Origin of the sequence: Oceanobacillus locisalsi, assembly GCF_042675985.1 — a bacterium.
Taxonomy (GTDB): Bacteria; Bacillota; Bacilli; order Bacillales; family Amphibacillaceae; genus Oceanobacillus; species Oceanobacillus locisalsi.
Window position 1 is genome coordinate 23,491 of sequence record NZ_JBHTKK010000005.1, and the last position, 13,713, is coordinate 37,203.

At 38.5% G+C, this 13,713-nt stretch carries 13 protein-coding genes and 1 pseudogene; 8 read left to right on the top strand and 6 right to left on the bottom strand.

Annotated elements, in window-relative coordinates:
• Positions 1-72: 72 nt before the first annotated feature.
• Both ACFQ19_RS06245 and ACFQ19_RS06250 read right to left on the bottom strand, forming a co-directional pair.
• Complete coding sequence (locus ACFQ19_RS06245; RefSeq protein WP_379591214.1) at positions 73-1,200, bottom strand: NAD(P)/FAD-dependent oxidoreductase; 1,128 nt, start codon at positions 1,198-1,200, stop codon at positions 73-75.
• Between the two features lie 211 nt (positions 1,201-1,411).
• Complete coding sequence (locus ACFQ19_RS06250) at positions 1,412-3,277, bottom strand: SEC-C metal-binding domain-containing protein (RefSeq protein WP_379591215.1); 1,866 nt, start codon at positions 3,275-3,277, stop codon at positions 1,412-1,414.
• Between the two features lie 207 nt (positions 3,278-3,484).
• On the opposite strand from ACFQ19_RS06250, the gene ACFQ19_RS06255 reads away from it, so the two are divergent.
• The 4 genes from ACFQ19_RS06255 (at position 3,485) to ACFQ19_RS06270 (ending at position 5,995) form a co-directional block, all read left to right on the top strand.
• Positions 3,485-3,943 carry a MarR family winged helix-turn-helix transcriptional regulator gene (locus ACFQ19_RS06255; RefSeq protein WP_379591216.1) on the top strand — a complete coding sequence of 153 codons (459 nt, stop codon included), beginning with the start codon at positions 3,485-3,487 and terminating at the stop codon, positions 3,941-3,943.
• A gap of 6 nt (positions 3,944-3,949) precedes the next feature.
• Positions 3,950-4,705: an SDR family NAD(P)-dependent oxidoreductase gene (locus tag ACFQ19_RS06260; protein ID WP_379591217.1), complete on the top strand. Its 756-nt coding sequence runs from the start codon at positions 3,950-3,952 to the stop codon at positions 4,703-4,705.
• Between the two features lie 64 nt (positions 4,706-4,769).
• The gene (locus tag ACFQ19_RS06265) at positions 4,770-5,141 is read left to right on the top strand and encodes a nuclear transport factor 2 family protein (RefSeq protein ID WP_379591218.1); all 372 of its coding nucleotides are present in this window, start codon (positions 4,770-4,772) and stop codon (positions 5,139-5,141) included.
• Between the two features lie 107 nt (positions 5,142-5,248).
• Positions 5,249-5,995, top strand: coding sequence for an SDR family NAD(P)-dependent oxidoreductase (locus ACFQ19_RS06270; RefSeq protein ID WP_379591219.1), 747 nt, complete (start codon positions 5,249-5,251; stop codon positions 5,993-5,995).
• Between the two features lie 268 nt (positions 5,996-6,263).
• Here the strand turns inward: ACFQ19_RS06270 and ACFQ19_RS06275 are convergent.
• The 3 genes and pseudogenes from ACFQ19_RS06275 to ACFQ19_RS06285 form a co-directional block, all read right to left on the bottom strand.
• Positions 6,264-6,350, bottom strand: a pseudogene (locus tag ACFQ19_RS06275) (SEC-C metal-binding domain-containing protein); the annotation flags it as partial.
• Between the two features lie 1,397 nt (positions 6,351-7,747).
• Positions 7,748-7,969 carry a hypothetical protein gene (locus tag ACFQ19_RS06280; protein WP_379591220.1) on the bottom strand — a complete coding sequence of 74 codons (222 nt, stop codon included), beginning with the start codon at positions 7,967-7,969 and terminating at the stop codon, positions 7,748-7,750.
• 153 nt (positions 7,970-8,122) lie between these two features.
• Complete coding sequence (locus ACFQ19_RS06285) at positions 8,123-8,911, bottom strand: SDR family oxidoreductase (RefSeq protein ID WP_379591221.1); 789 nt, start codon at positions 8,909-8,911, stop codon at positions 8,123-8,125.
• 383 nt (positions 8,912-9,294) lie between these two features.
• On the opposite strand from ACFQ19_RS06285, the gene ACFQ19_RS06290 reads away from it, so the two are divergent.
• The gene (locus ACFQ19_RS06290) at positions 9,295-9,936 is read left to right on the top strand and encodes a DUF6088 family protein (RefSeq protein ID WP_379591222.1); all 642 of its coding nucleotides are present in this window, start codon (positions 9,295-9,297) and stop codon (positions 9,934-9,936) included.
• Positions 9,917-10,891, top strand: a complete 975-nt coding sequence (locus ACFQ19_RS06295; RefSeq protein WP_379591223.1) for a nucleotidyl transferase AbiEii/AbiGii toxin family protein — start codon at positions 9,917-9,919, stop codon at positions 10,889-10,891. Before ACFQ19_RS06290 ends, ACFQ19_RS06295 begins: the two co-directional genes overlap by 20 nt.
• Before the next feature lie 110 nt (positions 10,892-11,001).
• Here the strand turns inward: ACFQ19_RS06295 and ACFQ19_RS06300 are convergent, their stop codons facing one another.
• Positions 11,002-11,145 (bottom strand): lmo0937 family membrane protein, encoded by a 144-nt coding sequence (locus ACFQ19_RS06300; RefSeq protein WP_379591224.1) that lies wholly within the window; start codon positions 11,143-11,145, stop codon positions 11,002-11,004.
• A 276-nt stretch (positions 11,146-11,421) separates the two neighbouring features.
• On the opposite strand from ACFQ19_RS06300, the gene ACFQ19_RS06305 reads away from it, so the two are divergent.
• Positions 11,422-12,144 (top strand): GntR family transcriptional regulator, encoded by a 723-nt coding sequence (locus tag ACFQ19_RS06305; protein ID WP_379591225.1) that lies wholly within the window; start codon positions 11,422-11,424, stop codon positions 12,142-12,144.
• 152 nt (positions 12,145-12,296) lie between these two features.
• A complete protein-coding gene (locus tag ACFQ19_RS06310; protein ID WP_379591226.1) occupies positions 12,297-13,688 on the top strand; it encodes a sodium/glutamate symporter in 1,392 nt (463 codons plus the stop codon).
• The last annotated feature ends 25 nt before the right edge of the window (positions 13,689-13,713 follow it).

Below are 13,713 nucleotides of genomic sequence, written 5' to 3' on the forward strand. Positions count from 1 at the left end.
AATCCGTTTTCAATAAACTAAGAACCTCTTTCCAACTTTATATGCTTTGGAAAGAGGTTCTTTCATGTTTAATCAATTCGCTGCAGATTTCGAAATTGCCCGATCCGGACGGTAAGGAGACATGTCCAGTTCTATATTTTCATCTAATATCTGTTTTGCTGCTAATTTGCCAGCATACGGCCCCATCGTTAATCCCGAAGGTCCTAGACCGTTAACTATATGAAGGTTCTCCACTTCACTAACAGGGCCAATCAACGGTAACTTGTCCGGGCTCATCGGACGGAAGCCGATCCGGACTTCTTCCAGTGTACCCTCTCCTAATCCGGAAGCTACATCCAGCGCAGCATCCAAAACCTGATTAACACCGCCAGCTGTTAAACGATAATCAAATCCAGATCCCTCTTCTCTGGTTGCTCCTGCAACAATTCTGGAATCATCAAATGCCAGCATATAGTGGCTTGTCTGCGGTAAAATTACCGGCCAATCCGCTGTATCCTGCTCCGGAAGCGTGATATGCGCAATTTGCCCCCGCTGCGGCTCAATTGCTAAATCCAAACCTAAGGGCTTCATTTGTTCCGGCGCCCATGCTCCAGATGCTGATAAGACATAATCTGCTTTTATATCCTGTCCATTCACATGAACACCGATTACTTTTAGGTCTTCTGCAGTAAGAAAAGCTTCTCCCTCTATAAATTGCGCTCCATTTTTGATAGCAGCCCGTTTCAAAGAATCGCGCATAAATCTGCCATCCATTCTGGCAGCCCCGGAAACATAAACCCCTTCTAAACCATTCGATAATGCAGGAAATCGAGCTTTCGCTTCCTGATGATTGAATCGTTTGATTTCTCCAAGTTCAGGAGCTTTTAATTGTTTTTCATGAACTCGACGCTCCACTTCATCTAATTCAGCGGGATCGCTGCTTACGCTAATCGCACCAACCTGCTTATAACCGGTCTCTGTTTCTCCATCCATCTTTAATTGTGCAATCAGTTCCGGGTAATACTGCGCACCCCTTTTCGCAATCGCATACCAGTGAGGATTTTCCACACGAGAAATCCAAGGGCAGATAATACCAGCACCTGCCGACGTTGCTTTCCCGTCCCCTGGCCTGTCTATCATGATAACCTCGGCCCCTTGTTTCACCAGATAGTATGCCGCACTGGCACCCACAATTCCTGTCCCGACAACAATTACTTTCATTTTTATTCTCCCCTCCCGCTTATGTACATCCTATAATGGACTATCTTTTCTGTCTGATTCAGTATATCATTTTATATTCCGGAAAATGTCTCTTTTTTATATTATAAAGGGAACGCACTTCACGTATGATTGGTTCTAATAATAAACCCGTTAAGTAACTGATAGCAGTTACTTAACGGGTTTATCGATTTTCCTGAATCATTTTTATCCTTTACAGCCCATCTGCTCCCTGCTTTGTTGATGCAACGTTTTTTCGTTTTTCTTCGCATCTCCAGACAGCCTGTAAAATATCATTGAGATAACGCAGTTTCCCTTCCTTCGACAGCCATTTTACAAATGCTTTAACGGTAGTCACTAATTCTTTATACTGCGTATTGCTGACATACATCTGGCCGCCAAAAAGGTCGTAAATATCTTTGGTAAGCAAGTTTTCCCAAAAATCAGGACCACATTCTTCCCAGCTGTGAATGTTTTTTCTTTCCATTATTTCTCGAATATCATACAGGCTATTTCGATACTTTCGCTCGGTAGCTTTTGACTTTCCTTCTGTCTTCTCCTGATAAAAACGAGTCATATCGTTCGTATAAAAAGCATCGATTGTCTCTTGTGAGAAACCCAACCTGTCATACGTCGGAATATCTTCTTCTAAGACAACGGTTTCCCGATTTTTCGCTTTCAGAACTGTTTGGACAGAAGAAGAACGCTCCTCTCCACCTGTTACAAATGGAGATAATGGAAGGCCAAGTGCTTTACGCTCTGTATTAAAATCAGGACTTATTGTGACGTCCGAATACTTCTGCATTACAAAGCGATTTTCATGAAACTCTGCATTTTTTAGATAGGTTTCAACTAATTGGCTTTCTCCTTTGTCCATTAATTGGCGAATAGATTGATGATTGTATTCCGGTATAGGCATGTCCATGCTTGTCTGTATACGCATCGAAGCATAGGCAGTAAAATAGTCAGGCACATTCTCTCCTGTTTCAACTGCTGTCTGTGTTACTTCAACCGTTTTCGGAAGCCTGTGCGTTTCTTCATAATCATTGACGAGGGTAAATGCACCGCTTACTGTCACTATTTTTTGTAAAAATTGACGCAGACATTCTAAAGAAGTTGTTTCGAAAGTAAGTTGATTACCTTCTATCTCTAAAGTTGCTTGCAAAGATTTAATCGTGATATCTTCTGCTAATTCACTATCCTTATATTTTTGAATTTTACCAACCCAGCCCAGCAGTTTATGTTGAGCAGTCCACTCTTTGATATCCAGATCCACGTCATTATAAAGAAATACCTCTGCACGTTTTGGATGGGCTAAATCAAATGTATACGTAAAGAAGGTAACCTCCTTTTCTTCCTTTTTTGGTTCTTCCTTCTCTTCATAAGGCGCCACCAAAATTTCAGGAAAATAGTCAGTCATCACTTTATCATGATCAAGCTGTTTCTCTTTGGCAACCCTCTCTACGTATGCAATTTGCTTCTCATATTCTTTTGGACTATGTATGCTCCTCATGCCATTAAAATAATAGACATCATTTATCGGTTCTAATAAACCAATCGTCCCCATCCAAGGCAGTACCTCCGGGAAATGTTCTTTTGTATTTGGCATATGATACGTCTGCTTCGTAAAATAGTCTTCAAAAACAACATATTCATCTGTTTGATCAATAGCTTGTACAAATTGCGGCCTTAGCTTTTCCCAGCGTTCCGCCATCGCTTTTTCTTCCGGTTTTAACCGACCTTTCATCTCAGATACAAACCATTCAATTCCACGCAGTCCATTTTCATAACGATGAAAGAAGTATAACCAAAAATGGAACAATCCTTGACCAGATTGGCCAGATTCATGAAACTGATGCTTTGTTCTTTTTTTAAATTGTGATTCTAACAGAAAATATTCACTTCGATGTACACTGCGATGAATAAAATCATCCAGCTTACCTACCAGTGCTTGTTTCTGTTGATAAAATCGTTCTTCCTTTACTTCTTGCAACTCTGCTGCATTGTCTTTTTTCATACAGCATTTTTTATATTTTTTACCGCTGCCGCATGGACATAGGTCATTTCGCTTTACTGCCATGCTAAGCCCCTTTCTTTTTACGTATTCTCATGCATATTACTTCTATTTTATCACTAATTTTCATGTTTGTTGATATTTTAAACTGTTCAAAAGGATGCAAGTGTGTTTATAACCACATAAAAACCCAAATCTTTGACAATATAACAAACCAAGCATACACTTGAAATATAAATAGTTAACACTTTTAACCATTAGCACTTTTAAGTATTGGAGGGACAACTTATTAATCAAGAAGACAAAAATGAACTGTCTAAACTGCTTTCTATAATGGTACACAAATTCATTGTTGCTTATGGAAAAATACTTGATAGTGATATTTCCGGATCCCAGGTATACATTCTGGAAATTTTAACAGCTGACGGTGCTAAAAAAAGTTCAGAGTTATCAGAGAGGCTAGGAATCAGTCTTCCTGCAGTTACCAACCTTACAAATAAGCTGGTGCAGAAAGGTTATATTGAGCGGAAACCATCCGAAAACGATCGCCGGATTACCCTGATGCAAATAACTCTCTTGGGTTCCGAGATGCTTGACCAAATTAATGAGAAATATTTCGCTTTAACCGATTCATTATGGAAAGATTTCTCAAATGAAGAATTAAGAGATCTTCACGGATATTATAAAAAGATGGTAGACAACCTAAAAGAATATAAATTGGATAAGGAGTGATCAGCAATGTCCGAATCAGAACAAATCGCGGTAATTACGGGTGCTGGCAGCGGTATGGGGCGTGCTTCCAGCCTAAAATTGGCCGATATGGATATGAAATTGGTCTTAGTCGACTTCAATGAGCAAACAGGTGAAGAAACACGTCGCCTTGTCGAGGAACAAGGAGGAGAAAGCATCTTTGTTCAAGCGGATGTTTCCAAAAGCGAAGACGTACAAAATTATGTCAATGCCGCTGTTGAAAACTATGGCCGCATTGATGTCTTCTTCAACAATGCCGGCGTTATCCAGAAACCTTACTTATTAGCGGATATACCGGATGAGGAATACGATCGTGTTGTTTCTGTTAACTTTAAAGGTGTATTTTTAGGAATGAAATATGTCATTCAAGTAATGGAAAAACAAGGTTCCGGTGTCATTATCAATACATCATCCAGCTCCGGTCTGCGTGTGGAACATAGCTTGGCCGTCTATTCTGCCAGCAAACATGCCGTTGTCGGTATTACCAAATCAGCTGCAAAAGAATATGCCGATAAAGGAATCCGTGTCAACGTTATCTGTCCGGGCGGTGTAGAAACCAACTTGGTAGCAGGCTTCCAGAAAACATGGGAAGAAACCGGCAATACACCGAAAATTGATTATCCGGTTATCGGGCGCATGTCCGAACCTGATGAAGTTGCGAATGTTGTTGCTTTCCTGGCTTCCCCTGGCGCAAGTTATATGACCGGTTCCGTTCTTGCTGTTGACGGTGGTTTAACGCTGTAAAAGCATATTTATTCCAAAAACGGGTACAGTTAAATAACTCATTCAATGAAGGAGTGTATGATTGATGGACAGCTTAACAATGAAAAATGCATTACAGGAATATGTGGATGCATTCAATGCGAATGACCTCGAGCGACTGATGGCGCTATTTTCAGATGAAGCAAGTGTAGAAGACCCTTTTGGCTCACCAGCAAAAAATGGGCATCAAGAAGTGAAAGCATTTTTTGCTGAGAGCATGTCCGGCGCAAATCTGGAATTGTTAGCTGCACCCCGTGGCTCTCACAGCAATGCTGCAGCGATTACGTTCGCTGTCCATACAGAGAAAGAAGGTCACCCTATTCGAATCGATGTTACAGATGTGATGACTTTTGATTCCGAGGGTAAAATTGCTACGATGCATGCTTATTGGGGACCGGACGATATCCAGCAGCTTTAGTTTAGCCAGTCTTTCGCAGCACAGTATTTCATTATATTCGTAATGCTTGTTCAGGAACAAGATTAGATTAGATTAAATAAAATATTATTTTGAAAAGGATGATTATCATGGGACGTTTAACAGGTAAAGTAGCTATCGTCACTGGAGCAGCACTCGGAATGGGAGCTGCAGAAGCAAAGATTTTTGCAGAGGAAGGAGCAAAAGTCGTTGCCACAGATATTATTGAAGATACGCTGCATGAGGTAGTAAACGACATTAAAGAGAACGGCGGAGAAGCTATCGGGGTAAAACATGATGTGACTTCCGAGGAAGAATGGAAACAAGTTATTCAAAAAACAGTAGACCAATATGGTAAAATCGATGTCCTTGTCAACAATGCGGGTGTCTCCAGTCCAAAAACCATTGCCCAAATGGAAATGGATGAATGGAATAAAATCTTGGATATTGATTTAAATGGCTGTGTTATTGGCATGAAATACGTTATCCCAGAAATGCAAAAAGCCGGCGGAGGATCTGTAATTAACATTTCATCTATCGGCGGACTGGTAGGTATGGCTGGAACAAGCCCATACACTGCTGCAAAAGGGGCCTTACGTTCCTTATCCAAATCAGCTGCGGTCGATTATGGTAAAGATAAAATCCGTGTCAATTCCGTTCATCCGGGAATTATTGAAACACCGATGACCGCGGATACTTTTGAAAATGCTACCCAATACTATCAAACATTCACACAGCTTCCTTACTTCGGTAATCCGGAAGATGTTGCATACGGCGTGCTGTTCCTGGCATCCGATGAATCTCGATTTATGACCGGAGCCGAACTTGTGATTGATGGCGGCTGGACTGCTCTTTAATCGGAAAAGTTATTGATGCAACAAACACAAACATCCCCTTTTTCATTCAATATAGATGAAAAAAGGGGATGTTTATATCGTTATTCCGTCAACGTACAATTTCGAAATGAATAAAATGAACGCAATCACACATCAGCCTCTGTTTCAGTTTGCAAAAATGACAGGGGTGCAGCCTGTTCATCATCGATATCTTTCCCAACAAGCGATAACTCCTGTCCAAGTACATGGGATTATCATTTATCGTAAAGCTGTCAAACAGCCTGCGTTCCTACATACAGCAATGCTTATATTTCTTGCCGCTTCCACATGGGCATGGTTCATTACGTCCAACCTTTTCATTTTTCATAACAGGTTGATTTGCCATTTGTATGAAAAGATCCGATATCATGTCAGGAGATGCACTTTCAGGTAACGTATCTCCCATCTTTTTCAGATGATTGAACGTAACAAAGCCCATCTCCTTCAAGGTAACAGAAACCATTTCATATTCACTATGGACTTTTCTTTCCATCCATTCATATTCCAGATGAAATAAATCAAAGCATTCCAGAATCGGCATGATATACTCAAAGAAATGATCCTTGGAACTGCCGAATCCTCCTGAAAATGTTCGTTGAACCAGAGTCACACCAAGCCTGCTATCTCTAATATAGATTTTCTCCCCGACAGGAAATTTCGAAAGCGTATCAGCTAAACCAGAACGTCTGCTTTGTGTCACTTCAATTCTTCCGCCCACATGTGACGGCTGAATATCTTGCCAGGAAAGCTGATTCCACAAACCATCTATCATGAAAACGTATTTTTCCATTGCAGATAGCTTTTGAAAAGATGCTAATCGTTTCGTTGGTATCAGTTTATCCCCGTCTATCCGATACAGCTTCAATTGTTTCCCCAACAAATAAAAATAGTGATATAAACCAATATCTTCCTGGTTTAACGTCGATTTATGAAATAAGTGCAGACCGAGGAGCTGATCTAATTCCTTCCAAAAATTCCGTGTAATATGCTGTTTCGCCTTTGTCAGTTTCACACTATTTTCATTCTGAATTTTTTCGAGAAAAGCAGCGTATGCATGTACAGCGACAGGGGTTTCCAGATTTTTCTCCTCTAAAATCTGCACAAATTTCGAATCGACATCAATTGCTTCATCATTTTCCGCTATATCATCTGCTTCTTCCTGTTCCTCCAGATACGCGTATAAATTATTATCAAAAAACCATTCTTCCAAATCATCTGTGGAAAAATACGTGTCAAATCGATGCCGGAAGTAATCCTTTTGTTTGCAGATCATTTTAATCTCATCAAAATCTTCTTTATCCATATATTCCTTTTCATACGCAAACTTGGCGAACTTTTTAAATGCTGTCAAGTATGGAGAAATATCACTTTTATTGCTGTTGAGGACTTTTCGAATATAATATTCTCCTAGAAAATCTATGATATCCTCTGGGTGCAGATGCTGTATTTCTACATCCTTATTATATAAAAAACTTTCCGCAAAAAATCCCAGACGGCCAACATGGCGATTAATCGTTTTTGATTGCAGCCCCTGTTTTTCCGACAAGTCCGCCGCAAACGCATCGAGCGTCTTTTTCAGATTGTCGAAATATGCTTCTTCGGAAATCTCACTTTCTGCGAAACCATTAAAATCCATTTCTATCCCTCCAAATGTTGATTCACCAATTTTGAAACAACGCATCTGAAAACATAATCAAGTTACTTTAAACTCCGCTTCATTTCTCTATTAAAACCTTACGTTAACTCCTCAAAAAGCTCGTCCCAATCTTTCTTGAAATATTTATACAAGATTGGATATTTCTTTCGTAGTCTGACAATGCCGGCAGCGTAGTCCTCTTTGTATTCTTCCAACATCCTTCTATACGAAGACGGTATAATTTCTTCGATTGCCATTTCGATATCTTGATAAGAAAGATGTTTTTCATAAAACCATCGATACAAGTTTAAATAAATCATCTCTCCTCTTTCCTTTTTCTTCCAAACCAGTTCATACCGTTCTCCTTTATAATATTTTACATTTATTTTAACATACCGTGCACTTTGTGATATATTCTATTGTTTTTAACAAACCGTTAAACTTCTTCTTGAATAAAAGGAGTATTCATTCCATTAATAAGCCTGCACTAACCCGCCATCAATCAAAAGCGTTTGCCCGGTAATATACGTATTCCGGTAAGACCCTAAAAACACTGCGGCTTCTGCAAATTCTTCCGGCGTACCATATCGGCCAATAGGAATGGACTGCTGAACATTCTTTTGCCATTCTTCTAAAGCAATCTCATTCTGTGCTGCATTTTTTTGATCCAGCCCTCTTAATCTATCCGTATCAATTTTTCCCGGTCCAACAATATTGATTAATATATCATCCTTTGCATAATCCGCTGCCAACGATTTACAAAGTGCCTGCACACCGCTTCTAAATATATTAGAAAGCAGCAGCTCGCTGATTGGTTGTTTAATAGAAGTGGAAGCGATATAGATAATCCGGCCCTGTCCATTTTTCTTCATCAAAGGAAGTGCTGTTTTAAAAGCTCGAACGGAACTCATTAACGTTAACTCAAACGCGTCATACCAATCCGTTTCCTCACTGGTTTCAAAATCAATCACCGGCGGACCGCCTGCATTGCTTACCAATACATCCAGCACGCCAAAGTGCTCTTTCACAAATGTAAATAAACGATCGATATCTTCCTTTTGGGAAACATCTGTGACAAAAGGCGTTACTTCACTCCCTGTCTGATTGGCAATATCCGCTGCAGTCCGTTTCAACGTATCCTCCGTTCTTCCAGTAATAATGACAGATGCACCTTCTTCAGCATATTTATTCGCAATTTCCCTGCCGATACCTTTGCTGGAAGCTAAAACAAGTACTTTTTTGTTTGCCAGTTTTAAATCCATGGATGGTCACTCCTTTTTTGGTGTTATGGATAATATAGCATAAGGGGAGCTAATGGAGAAGGATGGGAAGGTTGCTGTAGCGTTCATACGATAAATGAAACCTGTTTTGGTAGTGGATTGCCATAGCCGAGTCTGAACAATGGCTCATCTTTTTGCTTAAAAGTATTACAATTACTTATTCCATTAACATATTAGAATTTATAGTTTAACCCTTAATTATTTTCTTAACATTTTAAAACACCTATAAATTGTGTAAATAATGGTTAGAATGTGTATACATTTTATAATGCATATGTAACGCGAGGGAAAATAATTTAAACGATTTAGTTACATATTGTTTTTTACATGATATAATAAATATACTAACTAGGAGGAGATTTAAGGTGAACAGCGTATATAAATTCATTTTAGAAGAGTACGGATATGATGAACCTGTCTTCACAAAAGAATTAAAAAAAAATATCAATATATCAGATGGGACCTTACGTCAGAATTTAAAAAGGTTATCTGATAAGGGGGCTTTAATTAAAGTCCGAGACGGAATTTATTATGTGCAAAAAGCTGACAGCATTTTGCAAAAGCCACGTGTTAATATTGATAAAGTAATCAGGAGAAAATATATTAAAACAATAGATCAAAACGTAATTGGTTATATTTCAGGTATTAATTTTGCAAATCAGCTTGGCTTAACATCGCAAACAGCTAGTGTATCAACCATTGTTACGAACGAAACAGGAAGACCGGAACATGTGATCATGTTTGATAAAAAAAAGGTTAAGTTGAAAAAATCGAAGGTTAAAATTACGAATCAAAATTATAAAATCCTTCAAATATTAGACTTACTAAATAGCCTTGACCAAGTAAGCGAAATATCATTAGAAAGTTCTATTCGTCTAATAAATAACTATCTAAAAAATACTAATATAACTATAAATGACTTAAAACCTTATATAAAATTCTATCCAAGAAAAACATTGGAAAACTTATTAGAAATGGAGCTTTACAATGAACCTGCACAAGCATAAATCGATATTTCAGGAGATAGCGGAAGCTGCGTCTGATGAATTTAATTTACTCCCATTTCAAGTAGAAAAGGACTATTTCGTTTCATTATTTCTAAAAAATTTGCAAGAGGTTGCGCCCAATATCGTATTTAAAGGCGGAACCTCTCTTTCTAAATGTTACGATGTTATTCGCAGGTTTTCTGAAGATATCGATTTAACAATTGACTTCAATCAAGATAAGTTAACCAGCGGAACGTTAAGAAGAACGCAAGAGCCTTTAAAGAAATCAATTAAAGAAACAGGAGACAAATTAGGTTTTACCCTGTTAAATGATGAGCCTATACGTACTGGACGGCTGTTTAATAAATATAAGTTAGGTTATAATCCAGTTTATACTGATGAATATGACTGGCAAATATTAGATCATATTCTTGTTGAAACAATGCTGGCTTATAAACCATTTCCCTGTGAAGTTAAACCCGTCAGTAACTACATAACTAAATTTTTAGAAAGAGAAAACTTAATAAATTTCATTGATGATTATTATTTGCATTCTTTTTCCATGCGTATTCAATCCATAGATCGCACTTTTTTGGACAAGTTATTAGCAATTTGCGATTATCATTTGGATAAAAATTATTCAAGAAACTCCAGACATATATATGATATTCACATGATTTATAAAAGTAACTTAGTAGATACAGAAAATTTATTACCTCTTTTGACTCAGGTGATAGAAACACGGAGAACAGGTAAAAAAACATATTCTTCTAAAGCTGGATTTAAATTATTTGATGTATTGCAAGAAATAATGAATGATGCTGTTTATAAAGAAGATTATGAAACAAATACAAGCGAATTTTTATCAGAATATGTTGATTATGAAACTTCCATCCAATCTTTACATGAAATTGTTACAAAAGAATGGTTGCCAAATGAGATTCCGGAAGACCCTGCAAATCTTTTAAAATTTTAATAAAAACGATAATTATACCTTAACATCCTATTTATATAACAGAAGCAGGTTTATATTTGCACTGCATAAACCGCTCCTGTTACTTTATTTTTATACTTTATCCAGCCTGTCTATCGTTTACGGCCGGTTATCATTCGATAAATCAGAATTATTAAAGCTACTACTAATAATATATGCACAAGATTTCCTGCTATATCTCCTATGAAACCCAGCAGCCATAATACTAAAATAATTATAATAATAGTCCACAACATAGCTTGTCCTCCTTTCTTCTTTTCGTTACCATTCCCTATTCTTATTTTGGGTAAACAAAAACCCGGACCGATATAAAAAAGCTTCCTTTTCCTTTTCAAAATGGTTATTTCATGAAAATCAGTCCTTTTTCACCCTGGTACAGGATAACTGACCTTTCATACACTACTTTTCTCCACCTTCCCAATTTCCATCGCTCCCTATCCCCCATTCCTTTCCAAAACATGCTAAAATAATCAATAAACTTAAAACCAATACTCGACGGAGGGGAAGCACCAATGAGCTTAGACTATACAAATTCCATCCCGCTTCACGTTCAGTTAAAACAAAAAATAGAACAGAAAATATATGATGGGCATTATATCGATAAGATCCCCAGCGAAAGAGAACTGATGGACGAATATTATGTCAGCAGAAGCACTGTAAGACAAGCAATCGAATATCTTGTCCGTGAAGGTATTTTAGTACGAAAAGCAGGAAAAGGAACCTTTATCGCAATCAGAACAATTAATGATTGGCTTGGCAGCCTGCACAGTACATCAGAAAATATTGAGAAAATGGGTATGTCGCCAGGCGCCAAATTAATTACCTCTGAGGTGTTGGAGCTGTTTGGCAGATTAAAAGATATTACTGGCTTAGACAAAGCACATCACTTTAAACGCATCCGATATGCCAATGACATACCCATGGGTGTAGAAAGACACTACTATCCAGTTGAACTAGGCAGAAAACTGTCCCATTTTGATTTAGATCAAGAAGCTTTCTATGAATTGCTGGAGCGTGAATTAAATGTAAAGACCTTCCAAGCAGAGCAAGAAATCAGAGCTGGTACCGCAACAAGACGTGATGCCGAGTTGCTGCATATCACGGAAGGTACGAGTATCATGATTGCAGAAAGAATTATTACAGATATGAACGGAGAATTTGTCGAATTTGAGAGAGCGCATTACCGAGCGGATATGTATTCTTTTAAAATAACCCTGTCGAGGCATAGCAGGTGAACAGATAAAAAAAGATAGATAGATTATTTTAGGATGCTTTTAACTGGTACGAACATTCTGACCTCCTTGAGAACAGTATTGTGAATCACATACAATAAAGGTTATATCAATATTGACATCTTTAGACAATTTTCTCATGGGAGGTCGAAAATATGAGCTTCATGGTTGCTTTTGGAATCGCTAGTATTCTACTTTGTGCCGGTATGATTATCCGGTCAAAAGTGTCTTTTATAAAGAATATGTTAGTCCCTGCAAGTGTTATCGCAGGTATTTTAGGAATGATTCTCATGAATACAAACCTCATTTCTGCAACGGACGCGGAAATGTTCACCATCATCGTGACACAGTTATTTACCATTACCTTCATTTCTATTGGTTTAACGAGTAACAGTAGTAAAGAAACATCTGCAGGAAAGCAAGTTGTCAGAGGCAGCATAGGCCTTGGCCTGCTTTGGAATCTATTATATGCTCTGACACCCGTTGTCGGGGTGCTCGTGATACTGCTCATCGGCAGTTCTTTTGGGATGGATGCTTTATACGGCTTACTTATCCCGTTTGCTTTTACACAAGGTCCCGGACAGGCTGCTACATTCGGATCCATCTTTGAACAGCAGTATGGCATAGAAAACGCAGCTATGGTCGGTCTTACTTTCGCAGCTGTAGGTTTTATTGCATGCTTCTTAGTTGGTGTACCTATTGCGAAATATGGTTTAAAACGCGGATTATCCAAACAATTTGGCGAATCCAAAATAAAAGATTATGTAAAACGTGGCTATTACACGAAAGACGAAAAAAGAGATGCCATCGGTCACGAAACCGTCTTCAGCGGAAATATGGATACGATGACTTTCCACTTTACAATGGTTGGTATTTGTTATGTACTGGCGCTTGGAATGGCGCACGTTGTCTCCTATATTCCCGGAATCGGTGAAAGTCTCAGCGGAATGCTTTTTATTCATGGAATGATAGCCGGTTATTTTGTCAAAATGATCTTGAACAGACTCAAGCTTGCTCATTTGCTGGATAACACTTTTCAAACAAAGATTACCGGCTGGTCTACCGATTATCTAGTCGTTTGTTCATTTATGGCAGTGCAATTCAGTATCATCGGTCAATGGATTGTTCCTATTCTTATCGAGGCGGTTGTCATTACGCTTCTGACCATCGCTGTTGTTTTATATTTCGGAAAACGTATAGGCGGCGAAAATGACTTTTCACGTACACTGGGTTTGCTGGGTGCTGCCCTGGGAACGGTACCGAGCGGCCTTGCCCTCGTCCGAATTATTGATCCTTCCCTGCGTTCTACAACAGCCATTGAACTAGGGATGATGAATATACCTATGATTGTCTCCTATGTCACGGTCGCAACGATTATGATGATAATGGCAGGAACACTCTCTTTAACAGCTGGGATTTTATGGTTGTTAGTACCTATCCCTATTTACTTAATTCTGTTAAAAGTATTTAAAGTATGGGGTGTAAAAACGTATGATTTTAAAGAAAATACTGAAACCGTTGAAAGCAGCGAAAAATCGTATGCTTAATCAACATTTCAAAATAAGGAGCGGG

Excerpts from the sequence above, each read along its gene's own strand:
- ACFQ19_RS06245 (WP_379591214.1), bottom strand. The coding sequence starts at position 1,200 with ATGAAAGTAATTGTTGTCGGGACAGGAATTGTGGGTGCCAGTGCGGCA.
- ACFQ19_RS06250 (WP_379591215.1), bottom strand. The coding sequence starts at position 3,277 with ATGGCAGTAAAGCGAAATGACCTATGTCCATGCGGCAGCGGTAAAAAA.
- ACFQ19_RS06260 (WP_379591217.1), top strand. The coding sequence starts at position 3,950 with ATGTCCGAATCAGAACAAATCGCGGTAATTACGGGTGCTGGCAGCGGT.
- ACFQ19_RS06265 (WP_379591218.1), top strand. The coding sequence starts at position 4,770 with ATGGACAGCTTAACAATGAAAAATGCATTACAGGAATATGTGGATGCA.
- ACFQ19_RS06270 (WP_379591219.1), top strand. The coding sequence starts at position 5,249 with ATGGGACGTTTAACAGGTAAAGTAGCTATCGTCACTGGAGCAGCACTC.
- ACFQ19_RS06280 (WP_379591220.1), bottom strand. The coding sequence starts at position 7,969 with ATGATTTATTTAAACTTGTATCGATGGTTTTATGAAAAACATCTTTCT.
- ACFQ19_RS06285 (WP_379591221.1), bottom strand. The coding sequence starts at position 8,911 with ATGGATTTAAAACTGGCAAACAAAAAAGTACTTGTTTTAGCTTCCAGC.
- ACFQ19_RS06295 (WP_379591223.1), top strand. The coding sequence starts at position 9,917 with ATGAACCTGCACAAGCATAAATCGATATTTCAGGAGATAGCGGAAGCT.
- ACFQ19_RS06300 (WP_379591224.1), bottom strand. The coding sequence starts at position 11,145 with ATGTTGTGGACTATTATTATAATTATTTTAGTATTATGGCTGCTGGGT.
- ACFQ19_RS06305 (WP_379591225.1), top strand. The coding sequence starts at position 11,422 with ATGAGCTTAGACTATACAAATTCCATCCCGCTTCACGTTCAGTTAAAA.
- ACFQ19_RS06310 (WP_379591226.1), top strand. The coding sequence starts at position 12,297 with ATGAGCTTCATGGTTGCTTTTGGAATCGCTAGTATTCTACTTTGTGCC.